Source organism: Sphingobacterium sp. UBA7625, from assembly GCF_002484085.1.
Lineage (GTDB): Bacteria > Bacteroidota > Bacteroidia > Sphingobacteriales > Sphingobacteriaceae > Sphingobacterium > Sphingobacterium athyrii.
Map to the genome: position 1 here is coordinate 248,080 of NZ_DLJD01000003.1, position 25,801 is coordinate 273,880.

Here is a 25,801-nt window from a genome sequence, read left to right on the forward strand (position 1 = left end):
TTAATAACGGGTTTGTGCTGTTTTTTTTGTGGGATTGTCCACTGTAGGGTAAGTGGGCAAGCCAACGGTAAAAATGGAACCTTTGTGGGGGATACTCTGTATATCTACTACACCCTTATTGCGTTCGATCAGGTCTTTGCATAATACGAGCCCCAGGCCCGACCCGGGCTCGTCTTCCGTACCGAATGATTTGTGCTGGATCACATTGAATAGCAGTGCGGATTTGGAGGGATTAATTCCAATGCCCTCATCCTGGATATGAATATGGGTGTACTTTTCATCCTCAGTACAATAGATGCTTATTTTTCCAGCTACATAGCTAAATTTGATGGCGTTGCTAATAAGATTTCGGAGAATAATGATCGTATGGTCCCTATTCGCGAGTATATGAGTTAACTCGGGTATGTCAATTTCAGTCTTGAGCTGTTTCGCCTGTATCTGATCAGCAAATAGGGTTATGATATCATAAACCAATGGTTCGATTACTACCAATGTCGCCGGACTGGTAATTCCGCGCATACTACTGCTGCCCCATTGAAGAAAATCGTCCAGTGCCTGGTTTTGATGCACAATTTGTTGATACAGTTGCTGTATATATTCTTTGGATATATTATTGTTGAGTATTTGATCGCGCAGCATCAATACCAATGCTTCGAGACTGGCAAACGGACTTTTGATGTCATGGGCGACGATGGAAAATATTTTTTCCTTGTCACGGTTCATGGATTCCAGTTTGCGACGTTGTTCCTCGATCTTCTCTGTATTATTATAAATAATCTGTAGGAAGAAATTAACTGCGATAACGATAAACGCTAGCGCATTACAGATATTGAAGATCAGTCTGAACTTAGGCACACGTTGAGCCACGGGGACAATCGTGGGATAGAAATAGAGTAAAGTGATAGCAATAGCAGTTGCAAGGCAGAAAATAATATGGATGCGGCGGTCGTCATAGAGTAATATTGATGCAATTAACGTACACAGCAGAAAATACTCGCCTCCATTTTTAAATAATATAGCGCCTAAGAAGAAAAAAATAAAATTACTGACCAGTAACATTGCTTTTGCAAAATTATGTTTACCATCATATTGCAAAAAGAGAACAGAAATCGAACAGATTGAATTGGATAGGTTGATGGTTGACAGCAGGTAGCGCTGGTCCATGGTGTTAAGGACAAAAAAACAGAGTGTGGGCAATAAACAGAGCATGGCAATCAGATTGACCATCTGTATCCTTTTGAGGTTAACATAGGACATATCCGGATGTGTACCGATATTCGTAAGTATGTTCCAATATCTTCGGACAAAGCTCATAATTTTATTTAATCTGCTAGTGAATATGAATCTGCTAAATTAACATAAATAAGGTGTTAGAGCGATGCTTAACGAAAAAAATGTTCGCAAAACTTTAGTTAACAGATGGCTGGGGCAGCTACGGATGTCTGTTATCATTCAATTGATTTAAGGCCTTCTGGAAAAGCCTTAAATCAGTTGTTGGGGAATTAGCTATTGTTTGGTTGCAGCCAGATAACTTTTTGGGCCGATTTATGTTGTCGGCCGATAATCTCTTGATATAGCTCTGGCCGTCGGGCGTTGATATAGCGATGTCCACCAGCCTGAATTAGTTTTTCAGGTGTAATTGTGGTAGTGACAAAATCGTCTTCAAAGGTACGGCATTCGGCCAGGATATCGCCGAAGGGGTCTATGATCATCGAACAGCCATTCTTTAACTGGTCATCATCCATACCGATAGGGTTTGAAAAAACAACGTAGACCGCATTGTCGTAGGCTCGCGCGGGCAACCATTTCATCAACCAGCTACGTCCTTTCATTCCGTCAAATTCCAGACGTAGTGAAGTTGGATCGTTTTCGCGGTTATCCCAGAGCTCCGGATCCACAAAACCTGCGCCCGGTCTGGATGAAGGTGTGCACATGGTCACATGTGGCATAAAGATGATATCTGCTCCCAATAATTTTGTCGCTCGTACATTTTCTATGACATTGTTATCGTAACAGATTAGAATACCACATTTCCATCCTTTAATTTCAAAAATAGTATAGTCTTGTCCTGCTGTTAGATGTGGGCTTATAAAGGGATGTAGTTTACGGTGTTTGGCAATTAAGCCATTTTTGTCTACACAGATATAAGGTTTGTATAAATTGTCATTTTCATCTTTTTCAAACAGTCCCGCGAGAATGGTAATGTTGTATTTGGCGGCAATGGCGATCAGCTTCTGCGTACTTTCGCCATCCGGAACAGGTTCGGCAATGTCAAGCATCTGCTGCCTTTCTAAATTTCGCGCAAAGGTATAACCTGTAATGGAGCATTCGTGAAAGGCAATCACCTCGGCTCCCTGCGCAGCAGCCTCTTTAGAGAGTCTCTCTATAACGTTCAAGTTATAGGCTTTGTCCGCACTTCTATGCTCGAATTGTGCGGTAGCAATTTTTAGCTTTTCCATATTTCATTGATTGATCTATGGACAAATCTAGCCCCGGGCAGTTAAGATAAATTGTACAAACCCGACATTGGGTCGTGCATGTCGTTAAACTCCATAAAATTGACGGCTAATCTACTTGTACCATTCAGATATTCGGAAGGTGTGATACCAGTGTATTTTTTAAATGCCCGAATGAGGTGAGATTGATCAAAATATCCACTTTCATGGCAGATGGTTGTCAGACTCGTTATATCGGATTTACTGCGAAGCAACTTCAAAAAAGTATGGAGCTGGACAATGTTGGTGAATTTCTTGGGGCTCATTCCGATCTGTTCAGCAAATATTCTTTCCATGTGCCGCTCCGTATAGCCAGTATATCGGACGAGTTGCTCAACAGAAAGTAGTCCCTTGTGTTGATTAATATGTCTTAATACCGAGGAAATTAGGGGATGACCGGAAAATTTACGTTGACTCATTAAATCGTAAAAAAAAGCATTTAATATCTGTATCTTATCCGTTGGTTGTTTGCACTGTACGAGAGCCTCATGGAGTCTTGTCGCTGACTGTCCGAAAATATCTCGGGTATTGACAATCTGATCTTTTAATTCACGGGCTGAGATACGGAGTAACTGGTATAATCCATCGGGTTGGAATACAGTGATAATAAAGGATGTCTTTTTGGCTAAAACGAGATCTTGAAAATGACTTATCTGACCATACAAAAATGATGATGGCAAGTAATGACTATTATTCACGGATAAACGGCCCTGACGAAGCAGAAAAACCATTCCGGTATTACCATCAGAGAATAAACGAAGTGTTTTTTGCTGAGCAGCATTACTTTCCAAAAAAAGATAGTGCTTAATGTAGGGCAATAATTCTTTTGGAGGTGGTATCTGCATGACCTGATCTGTGAGTTGATTTATTTCAAATTTACATATTTCCTTTTGCATGGAAAATTAAAAAAGGATTTGATATTTGGAACGATCAACCTTAGATGTTAATACTTCTGACCGCTCGTCCCACTTTCATTGTTCCATTGTAAATACAATTCATTTATAAACAAGGGACAAGTGAAAGTCCTCTCGAAATTAAATGACAGGGGAGAATCTCTATTCGCTGAAAAGAACATTATTTTGGGTTAGTTACTATGGGCTCATTTCTATTAAGTAAACATTTTTTTATAGGATATTGGCAGATTTAAAGAAGAAAAGGGATATAAAAAATATCAAACGCTTTAGCCTTTTTGTTGTTCTTTATTTGAAATGGTATTACAACCAAATTTTGATCGTCTTTTCCCGGATGTTTACAGTGGTAGTAATACGATTGAATATATCATAAATAACCAAAAAACAGTATATATGAAATCAACGAAATATATTGTGCTCAGTTTTCTCGAAAGTTTAAATAGGGAAGATTTTGCCGCCGCGTATGAGTTATTGGATAAGGATATGGTCTTTGAAGGAGTATTGGGGAGTCGACATACGGCTGATCATTATATTGCGGATATGAAGAAAATGAAATTTAAATATAATATCAAAGAAGTGATGACAAACGGTAACCATGTTGCAATCTTCTATAATATTGATATGGGAGGGAAGGAGATCTTTAGCGCCGGTTGGTACCAGGTTGAAAACGAACTTATTCTTAAAGTGAAGGTAGTCTTTGATCCACGGCCATTGATAGCAGATAAATAATAGCCCAGGGGTTTGTCGTTCTGGGCTTTTCAGTAAGTTATTCGGCCCTTTGTCTGAGATCTTCGGCAGCCCCGGTTTTACGTGACTGAACTGATTTACTGGATCCAAAATTATAGCTGTAAGATAAGGTCAGGATACGGGGCTCTCTTCTGCTCTTGAAATTTTCCTCGTAATTATTGTAGACAGTCAGTCCCTTTCTATTATTGCTGTTAAACGCATCGGTAAGGGCGAGTTTCAGGCTGTTCTTTTCCTTAAATTTCTTCTGCAACCCAATATTGACATTCCAGTAAGGGGAGATACGGGCAAAGGCATACACTTCTGTAGCTTTATAACTAGCCGCCAGTTCGGCGGCGAAATTTTTACCCAGTTTAAGGGTATGGATGCTATTTATATCGAGGGTAAAATTACCAATGTTGTTGATCTGTGTGCCCGAGACGTTACCCGTATAGGAACCATAATAGAAGTTGGCGTTATTGTTTATATCCCACCAATTGGTCAGCTTGAGCGGCGCGATCAGGTTGAGCGAATAATAGGCGGCTGATTTCAGGTTTTCCTCGGTCTGAACGGTGATATTTTCTCCATTTTCGAGTATGGGTTTTACAACAGTCGTGATGTTGTCGCTTATTTTACTATAACTCAGGGTAGCTATATATTTACCTTTGAAACTATATGTCAACTCGTAGTTTTGTGATGCCTGCGCATTTAGGTCGGGATTGCCAACACGGTATGTCGTCGCATTGATATAGTACTTAAAGGGATTGAGCTGTTGATAATTGGGGCGGTTAATACGACGGCTGAGATTAACTTCGAGATTATGGTCTGCTGTGAACTCATACGAAAAAACGACACTTGGAAATAATTGCGTGTATTTCCGCTTATTAATTTGGTCGGTAGTGAGCTGTGTTCCGGTAACATTGGTGTTTTCTATGCGCAGGCCGAGTACAGTTTTCAGCTTATCCCACTTTTTGGTTACATTCCCATAGGCTGCGTGGATGTACTCCTGATAGATGTAATGGTTGGATTTATTGCTGTCAGGCACTGCCGGTGATGTACTATGATCATAAAACTTGATATCGTTATCTGATTTAACATAACTCGTTTTAAAGCCGGTCTCCAGTTTTAGACCCCTTGGAAGGATCTTGATCCAGTCGCTCTTTAACGCATAGATATTCAAATCACCGTCAGTCTTGCCTTTTAAGAGATAGGGTATACCTATAGGAGCACCGTTATTATCGCTGGTCCTGGTATCAAAACTTTGATTTGATGCGTTGATATAGCGAATGAAATCGAAATCGGTGCTCAGTTCGGACCCAAGGGTATCCATACGGTATTTATGATTGAGGTTTGCGGAGATGTTTTTTGTAATATTATCAGTCTGACTTAGTGTAGCGGTATGGTTGAGTGGTTGACAATCGGAATCCATTAATGTTGTTTTGCTATCGCCAAATGGTTTAAATACATTACTTGTTAAGCTGACAGAGGCACCCACTAAGTTTTTGTCCGTCAGGTTGTAATCGAAGCCAATTTTACCATTGTGGTTGCGGGAGCTGAACTTAAAGAAATTATCCTGAATGAATGTTTTCTCTAAATGACCTTCCTTATAAAATCTTCGATCGATCATAAGATCATTATAAGCCTCACGATAGGCAAAATTATAGTTGGCAAAAAGGTTGAGCTTATCATTACGGTGATTAATACTAAAGCTGTTGTTATTTTTAAGGTATCTGGCCGCGCCTAATGCTGTAGAGAAGCTGCCATTGGTCCCTTTATTTGTTCCTTTTTTCAGTTTTATATTGATAATGGCTGTTCCGGCAGCATCGTATTTTGCGGAGGGGTTGGTGATGAGTTCAATTTTATCTATGGCAGATGCGGGGAGTCCGCGCAGGTAATTGGCGAGTTCCTCACCGGTAAGCGGCGAATTTTTTCCATCAATCTGGACAAGAATATTACTTTTCCCCCGCAGAATAATATTGTTATTCCCGTCTACAGTGACACCGGGAGCTTTTTCAAGTACTTCCAGCGCTGATCCACCTGTATTTTGGAGACTACTTTCCACATTTAAGATCAGTTTGCCATCGTGTCGTTCAATATAAGGGCGTGACCTGTTGATCACAACAGTCTCCAGGCGTTGTTCGTTAATGCGAATTTCTGGCAACACCATATGCTGTTGTGTGACTTGGATCACCTCGGAATTGTAGAGGTCTGCTTGACCGCGACGAATTTTGAAGTAATAGGCTCCTTTGGGAAGTGCTTCAAAATTGAATTCACCCTGCTGATTGGGGAATTCGGTCTTGATCAGCTGGCTATCCGCATTGAATAGGTGGATTTCCAGTGTAGATATTTCTGTATTCGCTATTTTTCCCGATAATGTAAATTCATTTTTCTGAGCTTGTTGGGCTAAGAGCCGAGTTGCCAATAAACACAAGGATAGGCTTTTGAATACCACTAAAATGGATCTTTTTATTGAATGGCTGAGCATGATCGTGCATGGGTTCCGTTGGGTTCGCATTTTCTTATTTTATATCACAGCGTATGTTTCGCTGTTAGGTGTATGTCGCAAAAGCTATACAGATGTTGCAGATTAATTTGATAGGAGAAAATAGCTGAATATCCTCTTTGTCGCAGACAATTATTATTCGTTGGGATTAATTTAAGATTCGTCTAGTGACGGCCAAAAATAACTTGATATCTTTGAGTCAACTTAGTTCATTTGATATTGAGCTTATCTAAGCTCGTATTGGAAAAAGTCTTTCTTGGAAAAAGGACAGAAACAAGGTGTTCGTTGGCTAGTTACTGATCATAAGACAAAATGTGTTAAATAATCTCAGCTAAAAATGCATATCATAGAAAAAATACCCCTGGTCATACTATGCATCGGAATTATCAGTTTAATCGCTGGTGTATGTTTATTGCTGCTGTATTTGGGACTTACGATTATATCGGCAAAAGGTTTTGGGAAAGACCGGATTGAAAAGGTATTTCGCTTAGCATATAATGTATTGCACGTAGGGATGCTCATATTTCTATTAGGATTGTCTGGAATGACGGTCTGTATGGCTATTGAGGGGCTAAGAAAAGGCGAATATAAGTTGAGATTTAGCAGAACCGGAGGTGGCTATACAAGGATAAATTGGACAGACAGACCGATGCGGTTTGCTTTCCAGACCGTAGCCTATATCGGTTTTTCTAGTTGGCTGATCTATTTTTTGGTCAAACAAATACGATCTTTTTCAAGGAAGAAGGGATAGTGTAGCAGAAAATAGTGAAAAATAGCACTGTGCTAATAGTCTGATAAAAATAGGTCTTATGAAAAAAGTTTTTACATTGATTTTAGCAGTTGGGACGATATTACAATCCTGCCGTTATAAAACCCAGGATCAGGACAGGGAAAAAAGAGCTTCTAAGTTAATAGAGGCTACTATCCAATCTGATTCCGTAAAAAAGGGAACTATTTCTGCCGCTTCTTTTATTGGTAAAACAACCGATCAATCCGAGGTGTCGAAGATGCATACCTGCCTTGGGGCAATGTTAGCGGCGGGCGTATCAAAGGATAAATATGCACTTTCACAGTATTCAACCAGTGTTGATCATTGCCAGCGGGGGCAGAGCAAATTTGTGATAGAGCGATTTTTACGCCATGAACCAAGCGGAAAATCTGTTTTTTTGATTGTAGACGAACTGGATGTGGTGGCCGATTATCCAAGGATCTGTTATAGGAAGTTTCAATTAGCGATAGAAAATAATACCCAGGGAGATTATCTTGTGGAATTTTATGACACTAATGCCGAAATCATTACGCAAGTCAACAAGATATGGCGCATCGATCTGGAAAAAGAAAAGTTTGTGGAAATTGCGAAACCCAAGAATTTAACATTAATGAATCCAGATTATGTTGAGTCAGATGAAGATTCCACATTTACATCTTCTCCTTGATTTTTATGGACTTGCTGGGGTACAGTGCAATATTTAACCGAAAATATTTATTCTATTATCTCAATGATTATGGACAATGAAAACAAAGATGGTATAGCTCGAAACAATGGGAGATACAGTTTTACGATAAAGAAAAGCATTGTTATTGGTTTGGCTGTTGTAACTATTCTAACCTGTGGTTGGCTTATCCTTGGTCTGATGAGCTCTTTGGACATTCCGTCCAATAAGAATGATCAGTTTGCAAGTGAGCAAAAATGGCAGGTGGATCAACGGAGTGATCTTGATTCCTGCGAAAAACAAATGATCAAAAATCAGATAGATCTGAAACGTGTCAATGAAAGACAAATTTCGGGGAAGGCTTTTCAAACCCAACTATTCGCGCTTTTGATCATTGTATTGCAATTGATATTAATTGTTTTCGTGGTATTGATATACCGAAAGCCCTATTCTTCACGACAGATTTCCTAATATGCGATTATTGAAATTTATATCTGTTGCGGCAATAATAATTGCCTGTATTTTTTGTCTTGTTTCGTTTTTGAAACCGATACGTTATTCTAATAGCTGCGGAGAGGATAATCTCTACAGATACCGTATGGGGATCTATCAGATACAAACAAATACTCTCAAAGAAAAGGAATTACAGAAACTTGGTGGGCTGTTGTCGTTTACAGGAATCCAAAATATTAGATGCCCCAATGAGCTTGAGAGACAGCGGTACAAAATGCTGGCACAAGCAATTGATAGCACAAATAGGTGCTTAAAATGGAGACTTGTGAAAGATGATCTGTGGATTAATAAAAAAGGAGATATCGGATTAAAAGAAGTGATCGCTATTGGAAGTGAGGGTTTTACTTTCGTTGATAGTTATCTTACAAGAATGGGATTTAATACGGAAGAACCATTGAATACAATTATTGATACCAGTACATTTCAAAAGCTAAACAGTGCATTTTATAAAGATAAAAAACATATTTATCGCTATTATGCAATGGCTTACGGGGGAAGCTTTTCTACTTTTGAAGAAGCTGACCATGCGACTTTTGTAGCTCTTAGTGATTGTTACGCGAAGGATAAAAATCATATCTACGAAAACCGTGAGGGGATTTTAAAAAATGTAGACTATAAAACCTTTAAAGTAAAAAGTACGGTGTCCGGTTGTTTTGCTAAAGATAAAAATGGCTATTTGTCTTGGAGTGATAGGATTACAGGGGATGGACTCAATGATGAATATGTAAAAAAGGCGATCAGCGAATTGGATAAATAATAAAAGTACTCCTTTCCTTTGGGTCAGATCTGGTTAAGGAGATTTATCGGCTGTTTTCACCCATTCATAAAATTCACTTGACAGGACCAAACATCCTGGTTTTAAAAAATAAAATATTATTGGTTGGAAGGGCAAATAGGGGGCAAATTGTAACAAAAAAAACCAACTATATTAAAATCTCTTACAAAATTGATGTCTATGTAAGTTGTTGATTAGTATATTGTTGGTTTGTTTTTTTTTGTATATTTACTTGCCGATACAGAACTTGGAAAATCCTTGTTTTCAGTGGTTTGTCACCATTGAGGGACATATAAGGGGTAAATTCACACAAACCAATAATAACTGTTACAAATTTACGGATTTTATAAAAATGAACAAAATATAATAGAAACAAGTTTTATTATTTCCCATTGTAATTCAAGAATTTATTGTCAATTTCTAACGAAGTAACATTGTCAAAAAGAAGGGTTTTATTTTGATAATTTGATAATAACAAACTATGCTCATTTCATGCAGTTTTTCAAATTTACAGCTCTCTTCAAACTAACTATTTTTGAAAAGAAAGGGACAAAATGCTCAATTTTAAAAAACTTTTTTTTGTAAAATACTGTAAATCAAATATTTAAATTAATATCGAGTGATTTTATAACTAACTGAACTTAAGGTAGTTGCGGATTGTAATTTATTTTATTTTAGCCAAAAATATCTTTATGTCGGTGGTGAAATAATTGGTGAATTCACTACCTATATTGGTAATTAAAGAATGTATTTAATTTGGGATGATGAAATGTTTGTCAAAAAGTAAATGATGTTTTTGCTAATATTTTATAGTCACGTTTTGTCCTACATTCTGTTGATCACTCGTAAATTAACAATATATATTTTTCCAATTTTTAAGATATAATGAGACAGTCTATTTTTAACGGGTCATTATTTCTTATACAATCATAAAACTGTGCTTGATTTTTTTATGCAATGTTTGAGCTAAGTTGCGGATTGTAATTTATTTTATTTAAACCAAAAATATCTTTATGTCGGTGGTGAAATTATTGGTGAATTCACCACCTATATTGGTAATTAAAGAATGTATTTAATTTTGGATGATGAAATGTTTGTCAAAAAGTAAATGATGTTTTGCTAATATTTTATAGTCTCGTTTTGTCCAACATTCTGTTGATCACTCGTAAATTAATATTATATATTTTTCCAAATTTTTACATATAATGAGACAGTCTATTTTTTTAATGGGTCCTTATTACTTATATAATCATAAAACTGTGCTTGAATTTTTTATACAATGCTTGAGCTAATATAGAATGATTTTTTATCGAATCTTGAATATGTGAAACTTATGGCATAATTTGGCATTCAGAAGCTTTATAGGTAATAATATTATAAGGTAATACCTACAACAATTCATATTATCTTACGTTTCAAAAAAAGGAAAACATACTAAATTCAATTTATTAATTTATTTTGCTATTATGGAAGATACGATAGGTTCAAGTTTTGAAAGTACCGCCGGACAAATTTTTAGGATCACATATAAGAATAGAGATTTTCAGATTCGACTTTTAAAAAGAGGAATTTCAAAAGACGACACCGAAGTAGATCTTCTACTAGATGGAGTAATTCAAAAACTTGTTAATAGAGATAAAGCTTGGTTTTTTGAAAACTCTGAGGCGGATCAAGAACTTGCTAAAGATATATGGAGGGCTATTTCATTACGCTATCGATTATAAGATCGATAATTCCTTACGGATCTCTGTAAAATAAAGATATGTATAGTAGTCCAATTTATACAATTTTGTACGCACATTCTTATTTAAGCTGTAAACCCCTAATTATCGGGGTTTTTTAGCTTTATTTTATTCCTATTAAATATTAAAGAATTCAATATCAACCTGATATCGTGAAAACACCCATTAAAAATATGGGGTTTTCCCCCATACCGGGTATCGATTTTTTTTATAATATTGCCACAATACCGCTAAGAAACCAGATGTTGATTATTTCTACCTGTATCGTATAATAATATGATGCATAGAGCTTTATTTTCATAGGTTTCCTAGCACTAACCAAAAACATTTTATAGCCTATGAAAAGAATTGATTTTTCCAGAGTCATGCTCTGTGCGTTTCTTTTGGGATCTAATTTAGTCCTTAGTGAACTGGTCTCAATAGAAGAGGAAAATGCATCGCAAGTCGATCTAAAATGCCTTCATCCACCAGAACTTCAGTTTGCAAATATTTTGGTTCTTTATTGTGGTATGAATAATAAAATCGGTGTAAATATTTTTCAACCGATAAAAGATCACTACCAAACTTCTAATATAGTTACGCTCCTTAAAAAAAATCCATTTACATGAAAACTACAATTATTTGCACATTTACATTGTGCATGGCAATTTCATTGTGCGGTCAAAAACTGCTTTGGCAAAAGGATATAGTATCATCCACTCAAAGTTTTCTAAACCAAGTTACAGTTACACTAGACGGGCAATATTTGGTTTCCGGAAGCACCATTCAGCTTGAAAATTCAAATTCAACGAAGAATCAGCAAAACAAGGGTTATGATTTCCACCTTATCAAACTTAATCAGAATGGAGAACAGATCTGGGATAAGTACCTCTCTGGAAACAATCACGATTATTTATCATCTACTATATCGACGCAGGACGGTGGATTTTTTCTTGCCGGCACCAGCTATTCCACTAAAGGTTTGGATAAGAAAAATGATTCAAATGGAGGGGCGGACATCTGGATCTTACGCCTTAATGAATTTGGGGACGAACTATGGCAAAAAACCTTGGGAACATCTTCAGATGAAGAAGCGAGGGCAGTTATTCAAACGACGGATCTGGGATTCTTTGTTGCAGGAAATATATTAAGGTCTTCAAAAGGTTATGGTTCCAAAGATGTCTGGATCACAAGATTGGACAAAGACGGAAATGTCGTTTCCCAAATTATTTTAGGAGGAAAAGGTTTAGATGAAGTTGAAAAAATGATTCCTACAGCTGATGGAGGAGCATTACTCGGAATATACTCTCGAAGTAATGCAAGCGGAATGAAGAAAACTGAAAATTATGGAGAAGGAGATTATTGGGTGATCAAAATATCTAAAGATAATAAAGTGGAATGGGAAAAGAACTTCGGAGGAAAAGCGGATGATCATGTCAGAACGTTGGCTTTAACATCAAATGGTTTTATCATTGGTGGAGAATCCAGATCAGAAAGATCAGGTAGCAAAACAGTAGGTACCGAGGAGGGAACAGACCTATGGTTGATTTCTTTAAATGAAAGAGGTGATGAGCAGTGGCAAAAATCCTACAATTTCAAAAACAGGGATATTCTTATGAGTATGAGTGTACTTCATTCCGTAGACGACAGATCTGCGAAGGGAATTTTACTTGGCGGTTATACTCAGGCCGAAGGAAGAATAGAAAAAGACGATGAGACCTTCTGGATGTTGTATTTAGACGTTAACGGCAATGAACAGTGGAGAAAGTACATCACAGGAGAGTCAAGACAAAAAGAAGAAAGACTTTCAGATTTGAAACTGAACAGAGATGGTTCTATTATCCTGGCGGGAACCAGTGCTACAGAATTAGGCAAAGAAAACTGGAAGATTGTAAAGCTTGGAGATAAACAAGTTGACCAACTTATTGAGAAATACGATATCAAGATTTACCCGAATCCAGTTTCAGATTATGCTTATGTAGAAATCGGCTTTGATTTTAAGGATGCAGATATTCTGTTATATGATATGAGTGGAAGACAGCTCCAAAGTATTAAAACTAAAAACAGCGTAACTAAGATCAATACCCAAGCTTTAGTTCAGGGAGCGTATCTAGTTACGATAAAAACGGATGCAAACAAATCCGCAAATGCCAAATTAATCAAAAAGTAAAATGATGAAAACACTATTTTCTACGCTATGTTTTTCAATCGCGACAGTATTTTCTGCCCAAACTTCAACAGATGCTGTATTTGATGCTCCAATTGATAATAATCCTTTTCGTTCCACCAATGTAAATTTGGGGTCTGTAAATACTTATACCGGTAGAGCCGATACTTCTATTCCTTTGTATACTATAAATTTTGGTGGAATCGAAATTCCTATCAGGTTGCAATACAATGCGGAAGGAGTTCAGGTAGACCAATACGCAAGCGAAGTTGGTTTAGGATGGACTCTTTCTTCAGTAGGGGAAATTTATAAAGAGGTAAATGGAAACTATGAGGATAATGAAGGTAGGGATAATTGGAAAGCCTATTTAAGGATGCATGAACCACCACAACCATTTCCAACCGATTTTCCTGATTATTACACTATCAATACACCTAACTTATCTGGTAAATTTTTTATTGACAGGGAATTCAAAGTAAGAGAAATTGAAGGCTATAATACAGCAAACATAACTTTTCTCAGGTCACAGCCTTTGGAGGAGGAAGCTTTAAAATATGGTGTAGTATCGAATCGGAAACGGATACAAGATTGTCCAATGCCGCCCGCGGGTCCGTTTGTATACTATCATTTATTTACAATGACAGGAAACTGCAATTCATATACACCAGGTAACGATTTTGACACTCAGCAAGTTAAAATAAATAAAGACAAGTTCACTTATACCTTTTCAGAAATTGAACGAATTGCAATTAGTACAAATACAAAGGATGTTAATTTTAGAGGAAGTGCACTGGGGTCCAGCACTACCAATATGAGTTTCAATACTGGATTAAAATTATCAGAAATTAAAGATAATACTACGAAGAATGTCTTACAGGTTACTTACAAACCTTTAGCCAGAATCAATGAAAATGTTAAATATGACAAAGTATGGGATAAACTTATTCGAAGGGTAGATAACGGCTCTGTCACAAACTACTTAAGAGCAATCAAAGAGTTTGATGTGACAACCAAAGAAACCTATATTAAAAAACTGCCGTCCAAAATCAAGACAAATGATGCAGAGATAATCTTTAATTATGAAAATCTTAGGGAGGATAAAATTACTAGGAATATGATCCTTAGTGAAATACCACTCGCTCCTGATGTTGAATATATCGGCGAAATTTGGGGACAATCTATAGTGAACCCTTTCGTTAAGGAACCCCTTTTAAAATCAATGCTGATTAAAAATAATCTGGGTCAGATTGTAATGCAGTATAATTTCGTTTATAGCTATTTTGATTCAGGCTGTGGCAATGCTGATGTATGCAAAAGACTTAAACTCACTGCAGTTGAAAAAGGTTATGGAGAAAATAATCTTAATAAGGAAATTTATAAGTTAGATTATTATGAGGATATTAACCTTCCTAAAATTACATCTTTAAATAAGGATGTCTTTGGATTCAAAAATGACATCATAGAATCCTCCATAAAAGATTCTTATGGATTTCCAGTAAGACCATATGTTTATCAATATACAGAAACTAGAAATAATATTAATTTCTCTTATTTCTCCCCGCTAAAGGTTCCTTCGCTCAATCCAGTAATGACATCTGGCCAATTTGAACAGGGAATTTCAGGATTGGAAAATATCCGTGCATGGTCCTTAAAAAGTATAACATATCCAACTCAGAGCGTCCAGTCCTTTATTTATGAGCCACACGAGTTTAACTGGAAAGGATCTAAAATTAAAGGTGGTGGTTTACGTATCAAAGAAATAAATTTGATAGATCCTTTTATTAATAAGACTCTTACCACAAAGTATACTTATGGAGATGGGCTGGTTTCGAGCCTTCCAATGGTTGCAGGAGATGAAGATATTGCACTTGGAGGCGTTCCGGTTGGGGTTAAATCAAGCGTATCACGTTCTTATAGTACATTGGTTACTAAATCGAAAGGAAGTTATGTTATTTATCCTACTTCAAGAAAAATAGATCCAGATGGAGGTTACTCCGATTATAAGTTTAGCAGTTATTCGGACTATCCAGAGATTCAAAGTTATAAATGGCAGATTTCCGGAAACAATGTAGACATGGATATGGACAGTTATCTGTTTTCTAAAACAAGCCTCGCTTCAAAGATGTTTAATTATGATTATTTACGAGGAAATATCGTAAACACAAAGTTATATGATAAGTTAGGTAATATCGTTAAAGAAATAGCAAATACTTATTCAACCACAGAGTATGTGGGGCCAAATCTTGTAGAACCTGGAGTTTACCCACGAACACGGATTTTATTCTACCCAACTGCTTCGACTTTAGATGCGAACTTTATGGGGGCAACTGCTCAGTATACGCATTCTTTAATTAAGCGTAATAATATTTCCAATATTATTGAAAAGAATTATTTGTCTGGTGGTTTAGTTCAAAGTTCCAAGAGCTTAACGTACACAGATCGCTTTAATCTTCTTAAAAACATCACCTCATCAGGACCTGTAAATAATGACACGCAAATTAATAATTATGCTTTTGAGAGCACTGATCAATTAATTAATACAAATGTAGATTATGAGCAAATTAAAATCGGCCATGACAAAAAGAATGGCAGTGACGAGGTAGAAAAAACCAAAACAACCTATTCAACAACTAATGGACTTGTACTTCCAAATGCGATTTATACGTACGATTATGCTATGAATGATTGGGATAAAATTCTATCATTTGACAAATATGATAGTAAGGGAAACATTTTGCAGATAACAGGTGCTAATGGACCATCAGTTATGGTCTGGGGGTATAATCAGAGTAAAGTTATTGCAAAAATAGTAGGAGCAACTTATGGCGAAGTTATGAACGCATTCGGGCTTGACCCGCAGAGCAATTCCTCATACTTACAGCTTGAAATCGTTAAAAAATCCAATTTGGATGTTGATGAAAATACTGAAAACCAGTATTTGTCAGAACTATCAACATTTAGAAATAGTCCCAATTTAAAGAATTTTCAAGTAATTACCGACGTTTATGATCCTCTGGTTGGCTTAAAAGTTAGAACGGATGTTTCTGGTTTAAGCTCAAAAAATATTTATGATAATAGCAATAGAATTTCCAAAGTTCTGGACAATGAAGGCAAAACATTAAGTGAGTACAAATATAAATATGCCTCGGCCAGATTTTTCAATGCTGAACAAAGCAAATCCTTTGCAAAAACCTGTGGTAGCAGTGCCTTCGGAAGCACTATAAAGTATACAGTTCCAGAAAATACTTATTCTTCAACTTTTAGTCAGGCAGATGCAGATAATCAAGCTACAAATGATATTAATGCAAATGGGCAGAATTTTGCAAATAATAATGGCACTTGCACACCTTTTTCATGTTCTATCACTCAAGGCCCTTCTATTAATTGGCATTATGGTACTATTGGAATTTACCCAGGATCTGGTCTGAATTTTAGAATTAAAATGGAATATGTTTTCAATTCAGGAATGAGCTGGCAGAGTGGAAACGGTGTTCTGGTAGGTAAAATTGTTGGAAATTGTTTATCTCCAAATGTGAGGACCAGTTCCGCTTATTCCACCGGAGTGTGGGGAATCACGGTTCAGCCAAATGGTGAAATTTATGTGAAATTTGTCCCTGGGGCAACCTTTGTCCTTCCGCCAAATAATACAGTTATCAATTTAGACTTTGCACTTTCCATTAATTAAAAATTCCACAGATGAAAACATATATTTTTAGTCTGCTATGCCTTCTTTTAGCCATAGCTACTGCAAATGCACAAACAGGATTGTCGGATACGGAAAACTATATTTATTCTAAAGAATGTCTGGACTCAACCTGTGTCAAAAGCTCTGAAACCGCAAAATACTATGACGGTTTTGGTAAGCTTCGCCAAATAATTGCGATAAAGGGTTCACCGTTAGGAAGGGACGTTGTTCAGCCGATTGTTTATGATGGTTCAGGAAAGAAAACAAGAACCTACCTTCCTATACCGCAAACAGGGTCAACAAACGGTTCAATTTACGCTCAGTCCTCAAGTCTCACCGCGTTTCCTGTGAATGATGCAAACAATTTTTACGCTAATGAGAAGATCTATTCTGAAAAAACTATAGAGAGTTCTCCTCTGAATAGAGTCCAACAGCAGGTACAAATGGGAAATGACTGGACAAGTAAACCAGTTATCTTAGCATATTCTTCGAATTCTACTTCTGAACAAATTAGATATTTTAAAACATCAACTTCATGGACGAATGGTGTATCCGTTACCACTTTAATTGATGCTGGATTTTTTCAAGCTTCCCAGCTATTTAAGAATAGTGTTAAAGATGAGGATGGAAATGAAAAACTAACTTTTAAAAATACTAAGGATCAGATAATCTTAGAGCGAAGAGGAGATCCGGGAAACTTTTCTGATACTTACTACATCTATGACAAATATGACCGTCTGGTTTATATAGTGCCTCCATTAGCAAGTCGGGAAACAGATATTAGCACTAATACTACTAAACTCGCAAATCTTTGTTATGAAAATAGATATGATGGTAAAGGACGTATTGCTGAAAGAAAGCTTCCGGGTAAAGGTTGGGAGCTAATTGTTTATGACAAACAAAATAGACCGGTGGCATTTCAGGATGCAGTTTTAAAAACAAAGGGACAGTGGTTATATACAAAATATGATAGTTTTGGGAGAATAGCTTTTACTGGTATTTCGACTGGCGGTGAAAGGAGTGCTGAACAGTCAAATGTTGATGCTTTAGGTCTTAATAATATAAAAAGAACCCCGAATATATTCTTCAACCGTGAGGGCATGGACGTCTTTTATGATCCCAATGGAACTTATCCGACTGGCGGATGGATAAAACTTCTGTCTGTGCAGTACTACGACTCTTATCCACCATACAGTTTTAACCCACCTTTTCCAGTTTCAATTTTAGGTCAGCCTGTAATTACTGAAATGCAGTCCGTCAGTACTAAGGGAAAAGCAACTATGAAGCTTGTTAAAAATATCGAGGATGATAACTGGACAAAAAACTATGCCTACTATGATTCGAAAACAAGAGTTATAGGAACTTATTCAATTAACCATTTCGGAGGATATACCAAAAATGAACTACTATTAAGCTTTGCGGGGGAAAAGCTTAAAGTTAACACAATACATCTTAGAAAGCCGGGGGAAGTTGCTATCTCAATAAGTGAACGTTTTGTATATGACAATCAGAATAGGTTGAAACGTCATTATCATAAGGTCGGAAGCAAAGCAGAAGAGCTTCTATCTGAGAAAACATACAATGAAATTTCCCAGCTTGTTAATAAAAAAGTTGGTTATGATCTTCAAAGTATCGATTATGGTTACAATATCCGAGGTTGGCTTACTGACATTAACAAAGATCAAATGACTGTCACTGACCTAGGCGGCAAGTTATTGTCTTACAAGATCAAATACAATCAAAAGGATGGTATTACCAATCCTGATCCTTCACTTTTTCCCGGAAAGGACGTAAAACCTAAATTCAATGGAAGTGTTTCAGAAATAGACTGGAGAGCTGTAGAGTCCATTGGATCTAATCCCCCTCTAGTCCCAAAAAGGTATGGATATGCTTATGATAGCCTAAATAGGCTCTCTGCTGGATATTATCAGAATCCACTGAACCCCTATAGTAGAGAAAATACAGAATCATTGAGTTACGATGTTAATGGAAATATTACCAATATGTATAGGACATCTGTAACAGAAAATTTAAACACTACGGCAACTGTCATCGATAATCTTACTTATGTCTATAATGCCGGCAATAAGATATCAAGTATAACTGACAATACAGGAAATCCGGCAGGTTATGAAGGAGGTGGCGGAAGTATTGACTATGACTTAAATGGCAATATGTTCACGATGGCTGACAAAAATATAAGCCGAATTACCTATAACCACTTAGATCTGCCCAGTAAATTTGAGTACGGAACTTTAGGGGTTCTTGGTAGTCAAAATTATCTATATGATTCCGAAGGTGTCAAACTGCAAAAATCAGTTCCTAGATTCGAATGTGGAATTATTAATTGCTACACTACGACAGAAATAACAGATTACCTCGATGGCTTTCAGTATCAAAGCACAGTTACAAGTAATGATGGCGGTGGAAGTGTTGAATTGCGATCTACTCTGGAAAAAGCAAAATATGCCTACGAGAATCAAGCATTTAGCATTGATGATACTGATACCAGGCTAAATCCCCCTCCGGTAACTGCTGAAGCAAAAAATTTAAATTTACGATTCTTCTCCACTGACGAAGGGTTTTATGATTATCAAAATGATCAGTATATTTACCAGTACAAAGATCATCTGGGTAATGCCAGAATAAGTTTCATCAGAAACAGCAAAGGTGCTCTTCAAATTGTCGATGCAAATGATTATTATCCTTTTGGGATGAATCATCTGCGGACTGGAAATTCGTTTTTTGGCGCATCCAGCTTTAAAAACTATAAGTTTCTAGGAAAGGAATTGCAGGAATCAGGCTTCTATGACCTTGGAGCACGTTTCTATATGCCTGATATTGGAAGATTTAACTCGCATGATCCTTTAAGCGTAACAACTCTTGACCCCTATGGCTATGCATATAACAATCCGTTGTTTTACTCCGACGCCACAGGACTAAGAAGTGATCCGATTAACGGTGGAATGGAGATCGGTGGACCACAGGGATTAGATGGTCCAGGTGAAGATCCTAAACCTAATGAAATTGGTGGGGCTAATAAACCTTATCTTATCCCAGAAGTTGTTTTGAATGCACCGATTCGTGCAATAGCTTCAAATCCAGGCTCCATCATGCCTTCAAATTGTTCGGTTTGCTATGGTGGAAGAAATGATCTTTCCAACCTACAACAGAACATGCAGAATGCGGCAATAAATATGGCCGTAAGGATGGCAAATTATAATATTCCCACAATTGGGCCAATACCTGATTCAAGAGGTAAAACTGAAATTCAGATGCTAGTTGCAGAAAACCCGCTAGTACAGGATGCAGTTGTGGGAGCTGTGACAGCCGGAGCTGGAAGCCTGATTGCGCGTAGTTTAAGAAGCGCACCAATAATACAGAAATCTTACTCTGTCTATTACGGTATTGACGCAGCTGGTAGTATAAAATACGTCGGGATAACAAATAGAATTCCTGCACTGCGTTGGGCAGAACATGCTGCTGCTGGAGGAGAAAGGGGGGCTCTAATTTTTCAAGAATTAAATGGGGCCTCAAATTTATCTAAATCAGGGGCACGGGTTATAGAACAGAATTTAATTAATCAATATGGATTACAAAAAAATGGCGGGCAATTGTTAAATAAAATCAATTCAATCGCTCCAAAAAATTGGAAAAATTTTGAAGGAATAATTTCGCCAACAACACATTAGATAAATTTAAAATGGCAAAACGAGTAATTACAAAAATTGGAGACATATTCTCTGTAGAATTAGACAATGGAAATAAAAAATTCTTCCAATACATTGCAAATGACCTTACCCAACTAAATAGTGATGTGATCAGGTCCTATAAACAGGAATATTTAAAAGATCAAGTACCTGATTTTAAAGAATTACTTTCAGGAGAAATTGATTTCCATACCCATACTCCAATTAATATTGGTGTGAAGCAAGGCTTATTTAATCCTGAAGGTAACTATGCTGTTTATCCTAATATAAATAGTGTCCTTTTTAGAGGGACTAATGATGCCGGCCATGGCCCAGGAAAACCTCAGGTTTTTATTTCTGAAGACTGGTACGTTTGGAAGATTAATGACAAAAATTTTAAAAATGTTGGAAAATTGAACGGGGAAAACCGTAACGCTGAAATTGGTGCTGTTATACCTCCTCTCATGGTTGTAGAGCGCATAAGAACTGGAAAATTTAATTTTGTTTATCCTGACTTTCAATAAACAAGTATATGTAATTTATTCACCCCTGCTTAGGCGGGGGTAATATTAAAATTCTTTGTTCTATTTAATGATACTCAATATCTGAGTATTAAAATGGAGTCGAATGTTAAAAATAAATATATGCGTAACCTAATTTTAATCTTAACTGCTGTCACAATTAATTTTTCGTGCAGTAAGAAGAATGATACTCAAATTATTAACCCACCTAATATCATCACCACTGCTCAGGCAAATTCTAACTTGCGAAAACCAGATTATAAATTAATTTCTAACGCTATAAACAACCTATAATAGAAACGGTATTGTTGAAAACTCAAAACACAAACTTGAATATTACTTTTATTGTTCCTCTGACAGCAAAGCAAACAAGGTGGTATCTAATCTAAAAACGATGACATATACTTCAGAATATCATCGTTCCATTGATAATAAAGAATTTGTAATTACAGGTCTTACCTCGCCTTTGTCGATTAATGAAAAACAGATATATTCTTGGAGTGAGGCAATGTATAAAATAGCTGATAATTGCGAGTGCGAATTTGATGGTTGGCAAATGAGCTTTAAAGAATGATAAGCAAATTGCGGAAAAAACAGTAGATTTAAAGTAAAAGAACTGTTCTTTCTAAGGAACTTGAAAATCAAGGTATAATTAGTGTCCAAGTAGTTGTACCATATTTAAGCAAGCGTATTATTGATGCCTTTAATGAAAACCAGATTATTTGGTTACAATAAAATAGAAGTCGGGTATTTCAAAATAGATCTGAAATTCTCGTAATAAATGTTGATGTGAATGTTTTTGGGAACCACCGAAAGGTGGTTTCTTTTTTTACCTTTCAAAAATTAAAAATGATTAACTTTAATCGTGGTAAATCATTGACAAATAATTACATGGGTAATATTTTTGAAAATATAATAATTGAAATTATATCAGAATGTGTAAAAATTGCTGTATCTGAACATACAGTAAATGATCAACAGATATATCGGCTGATCTTTTCCGATGATAGATGACCTCTTGTAATTACGCATATTTCCACTTTGAAAAATAATCGCTTTCGCAGGATATTGCTCATAAAATGCTCCATTTTGCAGCAATAAATTCTCATCGGTGATCATACTAATAATATTTATGGGTCTAATAAACATCTTAGAATAAAATCGGTCTGGAAGCAGTACAAATATCAAAACGTTTGAAACTTTCCTCTAGGTACTACATTAGCTGTCATCTTTTTTTTCCAAAACCTACTAGTCTGTATTTTATCGGAAATGATAAAACAAAAGGAAAAGCCATACGTTATATACTTTCCATGCTGTTTGTGGTTTTTATGTGCATACCAACGGTTGTTAGGTTTTTATCGAATTGTTAAATTCTTTAATACTAGAGATATGAATGGAATAATTTTTCAGGATAGTAAGGTCTATGTCAGATGTTCAGCTAAATTTTTATTCAATCCAGATCCGGATCAAAGGTCGATTCCTGCAATCGCTGAATTTGAAGGTGGTGAAAAAGCATATGCTGCAATTGATGAGATATTTTCAAATGAAGTAATTATAAGGTTGGGTGAATACTCAACAGGTGACGGCATCAAAGTCCCAGAGAAAATATGGCGCTTGAGATACGATAAAACTGCTGATGATTGGAAAATTGTAGAAGGTTTATCGCCACAATTCTAAATCAATTTTAACTATTTACATAATAGGATTATTAAATGCCATAGTCAAGTCAGCAAATTAGGACCAGAATCACATCTTCGCCACTAGGAAGATTAAGTAATCATCCCGATGTATTAACGGAAATGTAACACTTCTTAGAATATATTATTTTCTTTACAGGTATTTAATTTTCTTTTTCAATCTAATATTCGTAATTTAATCATATAATTCATCATTGATTGAAATAGAGCTGTAGCATTTCCCGGTCTTCAACCGTTACCTTTAAAAATAATTATAAACCAGGTCATTCCTGTCAGTTAGCAGGTATGGACAAAATTGTTACTCATTTATTAATTTATAGCCATGAAATTATTCAAAACAATGTCAACGTTAATTATTGCATCTTCTTTTTTTCTGGGATGCTCAAAAAGTAATGACGAGAAAATAGGTTGTACCTTTCAGATTACGCCAGTTTACCTTGATTTTAATGTCATAGGTGCTCAATCGGGCAAAGATCTATTTTTCTCTACTGCGCCCACTTACCAAATAAAGGATATCTATTTTTTTAAGGTAAAAGACACAGCTAAAAAAGATACTATTCGGCCTTCCGTTGAAGGAACCGGAACTGAAAGATATTTTAAAATCTCACCCGATAATAAACTTTTGGCGGATACACTCATGATGCATATCGGTGAGACACCAGCAGATAAATTGGTGGTGAAAATGAAAAATTCCGATGGCCCATGTTCCAATCCGATTGTAGGTGAAGTGCTACTTAATGATGTTAAATTGAATTACGATAAAGGCAAAGTCCAGCTTATGAAATAATTTTTTAACCAAATAAATCAATATTATTATGAGAAATTTATCAGAACTATTAAACGAGACGCGCAGGTACTATTATTATAATGGAAAAAGGGTTTATATGGATGTTGACCCAAACCTTTTACTTATTACCTTTAAAGAGGAGAAGGAACCTGAGCAACAGATCCAATTGTTAAATGCATTTGCCAAAGACTCTTCTGTATTTAAAAATCTAGATGCTGAAAATCTGTCAAAAGATAAATATGTCTGGGTTACATTGGATAGAGAAGCAGCTTTTATCTACAATTTCTCTAATGATTTTGATCAACCTGAAATAGAAAATATAAGTCAGGTATTTATTGGTGAAGCCAACACGAAAATGGGGTTAACACCTCAGATCTTGGTACAGATAGAAAGAAGATTTCAGCTGGAAAATGTTTCAAAGCTTTACGAAGAATATGGGGTAATTAAAACAGAGGCAATGGGAGATGATATATATCTATTGACCTTGGATTTAAAAGGGAACCTCGACCCAATGGATATAGCTAACATTTTCTTTGAAAGTGGATATTTTGCCTTTGCAGAACCTAACTTCTTCCGCTCAATTAATACGCTAGTTTACACGCCCAATGATCCTAATCTTTCGTTGGAATGGCATATTCCAAGTATAGGAGCAAACAGCGCCTGGTGCTGGAAAAAGGGAGAGAATATTAAAATAGGTATAATGGATGTAGGAATCAACACTTCCCATCCCGATCTTCAGGCAAATCATGCAGGTAGCTACGACCCCACAGGTAGACCACTAGGAGCCGATGGACATGGAACACCCTGTGCTGGATGTGCCCTCGCAGTGGGTGATAATAATATCGGGGTTGCAGGTGTTGCTTTCAAATCACGCCTTTACCAGATCCGGGTAGGCTATAATCCCACAAGTAATCCTAATAATCCTACCTTTTCTTCCCTTGATTCATGGGTGGTCGGTGGAATGGATTATGCTTTTAATAATGGCATCGACATTATAAGTGCTTCAATAGGATTAGGAAATCCGTCTAGTTCTCTTGATACTAAAATTAACAATTTTACAATAAATGGCAGAGGTGGAAAAGGTGGTATTATGCTCGGAGCCACGGGCAATGACGGAGGGCTTTCGCCTATTCATTACCCCGCCCGTCACGCCAATGTTTTCGCTGTAGGATCATCAGATAGCAATGGCGTCTTATCAACCTTCTCGAATTATGACGGATATGTTGAGTTCTTAGCACCTGGTGAAAGTATTTTTACAACTATTTACGATGGTAGTTATTGGTATTTTTCAGGTACTTCCGCAGCTACTCCAGTGGCAGCAGGTTGTGCAGCACTGATATTATCAGCTGTACCTTCAATGACCCGTGTTCAGTTGCGCGATGCAATAGATTTTAATTGTGACAAAACTCATGTTGCTACTGGTGTTAAACCTACCGATAGAACATTGGAATATGGTTATGGTGTAATAAATGTAGCTAACTTTTTTGCTTCGTATTACAGTATTCAAGGTTCCACCCCCTTTTGTGGTTCACAATCGCAATATAATGTTGCGAACCTACCAGCTGGAACAACTGTGACCTCTTGGAACTCTAATAATCCAAATCTTCCAGTCAATGCGGCAGGATTGGTAACAAACCCAAGTGGTCAGGCAGGACGTACAGTTTTAACAGCTAACTTATCTAATACTTGCACAGAACCTCGACAGAAAGTTGTAGTTGCAGGTTCGTATCCCCAAGAAGTTTGGGCGGTATCCTCAAATCCTGCAGATGTAATGACACGATACTGGGCAGACGGAAACAACCCAAATAGAACACTTGGTATACTAAAAAATTATCCTAGTGGTGTGCCCCCAATAACAATCCTATTTGGATATGCCCCCTCAGTCGGGAAAACAACACTTAATCCTCCTAATACCGCGACACTTTATTTTGATAACCAGGGTTGGTCAGACAGTAACAACGGGGTAACATCAGTGGAGGTTATTTCAGCACCTCCAACGCTTACTGTTTTTCCTTATTCTAATGCTATGTTAGTGTATACAACAGGTGATCCCACAGGTATTTTAGAAGTAAAACTGGGTCTTCCTTGTGGACCAGTTAATGTTAAGTTTTATCTTACTGGTCTTCCCAATCCGTGGTCTTAAAAACAGCCATTCTTCTTAAAATTTATAAATATTAAAGG

The 25,801-nt window shown here is 36.6% G+C and carries 19 protein-coding genes; 15 read left to right on the plus strand and 4 right to left on the minus strand.

Going from position 1 to position 25,801, the window contains the following annotated elements:
* The 3 genes from B4G94_RS01050 to B4G94_RS01060 all read right to left on the minus strand — a co-directional run bounded on the left by B4G94_RS01050 (window position 1) and on the right by B4G94_RS01060 (window position 3,391).
* Window positions 1–1,314, minus strand: coding sequence for a sensor histidine kinase (locus B4G94_RS01050; protein WP_286856604.1), 1,314 nt, complete (start codon window positions 1,312–1,314; stop codon window positions 1–3).
* 188 nt (window positions 1,315–1,502) lie between these two features.
* On the minus strand, window positions 1,503–2,459 hold the full coding sequence (locus B4G94_RS01055; RefSeq protein WP_286856606.1) for a nitrilase family protein: 957 nt from the start codon (window positions 2,457–2,459) through the stop codon (window positions 1,503–1,505).
* A 41-nt stretch (window positions 2,460–2,500) separates the two neighbouring features.
* Window positions 2,501–3,391 carry an AraC family transcriptional regulator gene (locus B4G94_RS01060; protein WP_286856607.1) on the minus strand — a complete coding sequence of 297 codons (891 nt, stop codon included), beginning with the start codon at window positions 3,389–3,391 and terminating at the stop codon, window positions 2,501–2,503.
* 408 nt (window positions 3,392–3,799) lie between these two features.
* Here B4G94_RS01060 and B4G94_RS01065 point away from each other — a divergent pair, with 408 nt between their 5' ends.
* Window positions 3,800–4,135, plus strand: coding sequence for a nuclear transport factor 2 family protein (locus tag B4G94_RS01065; RefSeq protein ID WP_108633601.1), 336 nt, complete (start codon window positions 3,800–3,802; stop codon window positions 4,133–4,135).
* A 37-nt stretch (window positions 4,136–4,172) separates the two neighbouring features.
* On the opposite strand, the gene B4G94_RS01070 is transcribed toward B4G94_RS01065, so the two are convergent.
* Window positions 4,173–6,644: an outer membrane beta-barrel family protein gene (locus tag B4G94_RS01070; RefSeq protein ID WP_286856609.1), complete on the minus strand. Its 2,472-nt coding sequence runs from the start codon at window positions 6,642–6,644 to the stop codon at window positions 4,173–4,175.
* Between the two features lie 325 nt (window positions 6,645–6,969).
* Between B4G94_RS01070 and B4G94_RS01075 the strand changes: the two genes are divergently transcribed.
* From B4G94_RS01075 to B4G94_RS01140, 14 genes are all read left to right on the plus strand, one after another.
* Complete coding sequence (locus B4G94_RS01075; protein ID WP_286856610.1) at window positions 6,970–7,383, plus strand: hypothetical protein; 414 nt, start codon at window positions 6,970–6,972, stop codon at window positions 7,381–7,383.
* A 58-nt stretch (window positions 7,384–7,441) separates the two neighbouring features.
* Window positions 7,442–8,068, plus strand: a complete 627-nt coding sequence (locus tag B4G94_RS01080) for a hypothetical protein (protein WP_286856611.1) — start codon at window positions 7,442–7,444, stop codon at window positions 8,066–8,068.
* 69 nt (window positions 8,069–8,137) lie between these two features.
* Window positions 8,138–8,536, plus strand: a complete 399-nt coding sequence (locus tag B4G94_RS01085; RefSeq protein WP_286856612.1) for a hypothetical protein — start codon at window positions 8,138–8,140, stop codon at window positions 8,534–8,536.
* A 127-nt stretch (window positions 8,537–8,663) separates the two neighbouring features.
* Window positions 8,664–9,335 carry a DKNYY domain-containing protein gene (locus B4G94_RS01090; protein WP_286856613.1) on the plus strand — a complete coding sequence of 224 codons (672 nt, stop codon included), beginning with the start codon at window positions 8,664–8,666 and terminating at the stop codon, window positions 9,333–9,335.
* Window positions 9,336–10,819: 1,484 nt separating this feature from the next.
* Window positions 10,820–11,077, plus strand: coding sequence for a hypothetical protein (locus B4G94_RS01095; RefSeq protein WP_124533612.1), 258 nt, complete (start codon window positions 10,820–10,822; stop codon window positions 11,075–11,077).
* 356 nt (window positions 11,078–11,433) lie between these two features.
* On the plus strand, window positions 11,434–11,703 hold the full coding sequence (locus tag B4G94_RS01100; RefSeq protein ID WP_124533610.1) for a hypothetical protein: 270 nt from the start codon (window positions 11,434–11,436) through the stop codon (window positions 11,701–11,703).
* Window positions 11,700–13,244, plus strand: coding sequence for a T9SS type A sorting domain-containing protein (locus B4G94_RS01105; RefSeq protein ID WP_286856615.1), 1,545 nt, complete (start codon window positions 11,700–11,702; stop codon window positions 13,242–13,244). The genes B4G94_RS01100 and B4G94_RS01105 overlap by 4 nt, the downstream gene beginning before the upstream one ends.
* A 1-nt stretch (window position 13,245) precedes the next feature.
* Window positions 13,246–16,926: a DUF5977 domain-containing protein gene (locus B4G94_RS01110; protein ID WP_286856616.1), complete on the plus strand. Its 3,681-nt coding sequence runs from the start codon at window positions 13,246–13,248 to the stop codon at window positions 16,924–16,926.
* A gap of 11 nt (window positions 16,927–16,937) precedes the next feature.
* On the plus strand, window positions 16,938–20,618 hold the full coding sequence (locus tag B4G94_RS01115) for a DUF6443 domain-containing protein (RefSeq protein ID WP_286856617.1): 3,681 nt from the start codon (window positions 16,938–16,940) through the stop codon (window positions 20,616–20,618).
* An 11-nt stretch (window positions 20,619–20,629) separates the two neighbouring features.
* The gene (locus B4G94_RS01120) at window positions 20,630–21,139 is read left to right on the plus strand and encodes a hypothetical protein (RefSeq protein WP_124533602.1); all 510 of its coding nucleotides are present in this window, start codon (window positions 20,630–20,632) and stop codon (window positions 21,137–21,139) included.
* A gap of 301 nt (window positions 21,140–21,440) precedes the next feature.
* Window positions 21,441–21,710 carry a ribonuclease E inhibitor RraB gene (locus B4G94_RS01125; RefSeq protein ID WP_286856749.1) on the plus strand — a complete coding sequence of 90 codons (270 nt, stop codon included), beginning with the start codon at window positions 21,441–21,443 and terminating at the stop codon, window positions 21,708–21,710.
* Window positions 21,711–22,525: 815 nt separating this feature from the next.
* A complete protein-coding gene (locus tag B4G94_RS01130; protein WP_286856619.1) occupies window positions 22,526–22,813 on the plus strand; it encodes a hypothetical protein in 288 nt (95 codons plus the stop codon).
* Between the two features lie 360 nt (window positions 22,814–23,173).
* Entirely contained in the window at window positions 23,174–23,620 is a 447-nt protein-coding gene (locus tag B4G94_RS01135) for a hypothetical protein (protein ID WP_286856620.1), read from the plus strand.
* A 28-nt stretch (window positions 23,621–23,648) separates the two neighbouring features.
* Window positions 23,649–25,763: a S8 family peptidase gene (locus B4G94_RS01140; protein WP_286856621.1), complete on the plus strand. Its 2,115-nt coding sequence runs from the start codon at window positions 23,649–23,651 to the stop codon at window positions 25,761–25,763.
* The last annotated feature ends 38 nt before the right edge of the window (window positions 25,764–25,801 follow it).

Excerpts from the sequence above, each read along its gene's own strand:
- B4G94_RS01055 (WP_286856606.1), bottom strand. The coding sequence starts at position 2,459 with ATGGAAAAGCTAAAAATTGCTACCGCACAATTCGAGCATAGAAGTGCG.
- B4G94_RS01060 (WP_286856607.1), bottom strand. The coding sequence starts at position 3,391 with ATGCAAAAGGAAATATGTAAATTTGAAATAAATCAACTCACAGATCAG.
- B4G94_RS01050 (WP_286856604.1), bottom strand. The coding sequence starts at position 1,314 with ATGAGCTTTGTCCGAAGATATTGGAACATACTTACGAATATCGGTACA.
- B4G94_RS01105 (WP_286856615.1), top strand. The coding sequence starts at position 11,700 with ATGAAAACTACAATTATTTGCACATTTACATTGTGCATGGCAATTTCA.
- B4G94_RS01120 (WP_124533602.1), top strand. The coding sequence starts at position 20,630 with ATGGCAAAACGAGTAATTACAAAAATTGGAGACATATTCTCTGTAGAA.
- B4G94_RS01110 (WP_286856616.1), top strand. The coding sequence starts at position 13,246 with ATGATGAAAACACTATTTTCTACGCTATGTTTTTCAATCGCGACAGTA.
- B4G94_RS01085 (WP_286856612.1), top strand. The coding sequence starts at position 8,138 with ATGGACAATGAAAACAAAGATGGTATAGCTCGAAACAATGGGAGATAC.
- B4G94_RS01070 (WP_286856609.1), bottom strand. The coding sequence starts at position 6,644 with ATGCGAACCCAACGGAACCCATGCACGATCATGCTCAGCCATTCAATA.
- B4G94_RS01140 (WP_286856621.1), top strand. The coding sequence starts at position 23,649 with ATGAGAAATTTATCAGAACTATTAAACGAGACGCGCAGGTACTATTAT.
- B4G94_RS01080 (WP_286856611.1), top strand. The coding sequence starts at position 7,442 with ATGAAAAAAGTTTTTACATTGATTTTAGCAGTTGGGACGATATTACAA.
- B4G94_RS01130 (WP_286856619.1), top strand. The coding sequence starts at position 22,526 with ATGAATGGAATAATTTTTCAGGATAGTAAGGTCTATGTCAGATGTTCA.
- B4G94_RS01090 (WP_286856613.1), top strand. The coding sequence starts at position 8,664 with ATGGGGATCTATCAGATACAAACAAATACTCTCAAAGAAAAGGAATTA.
- B4G94_RS01065 (WP_108633601.1), top strand. The coding sequence starts at position 3,800 with ATGAAATCAACGAAATATATTGTGCTCAGTTTTCTCGAAAGTTTAAAT.
- B4G94_RS01100 (WP_124533610.1), top strand. The coding sequence starts at position 11,434 with ATGAAAAGAATTGATTTTTCCAGAGTCATGCTCTGTGCGTTTCTTTTG.
- B4G94_RS01135 (WP_286856620.1), top strand. The coding sequence starts at position 23,174 with ATGTCAACGTTAATTATTGCATCTTCTTTTTTTCTGGGATGCTCAAAA.
- B4G94_RS01115 (WP_286856617.1), top strand. The coding sequence starts at position 16,938 with ATGAAAACATATATTTTTAGTCTGCTATGCCTTCTTTTAGCCATAGCT.
- B4G94_RS01095 (WP_124533612.1), top strand. The coding sequence starts at position 10,820 with ATGGAAGATACGATAGGTTCAAGTTTTGAAAGTACCGCCGGACAAATT.
- B4G94_RS01075 (WP_286856610.1), top strand. The coding sequence starts at position 6,970 with ATGCATATCATAGAAAAAATACCCCTGGTCATACTATGCATCGGAATT.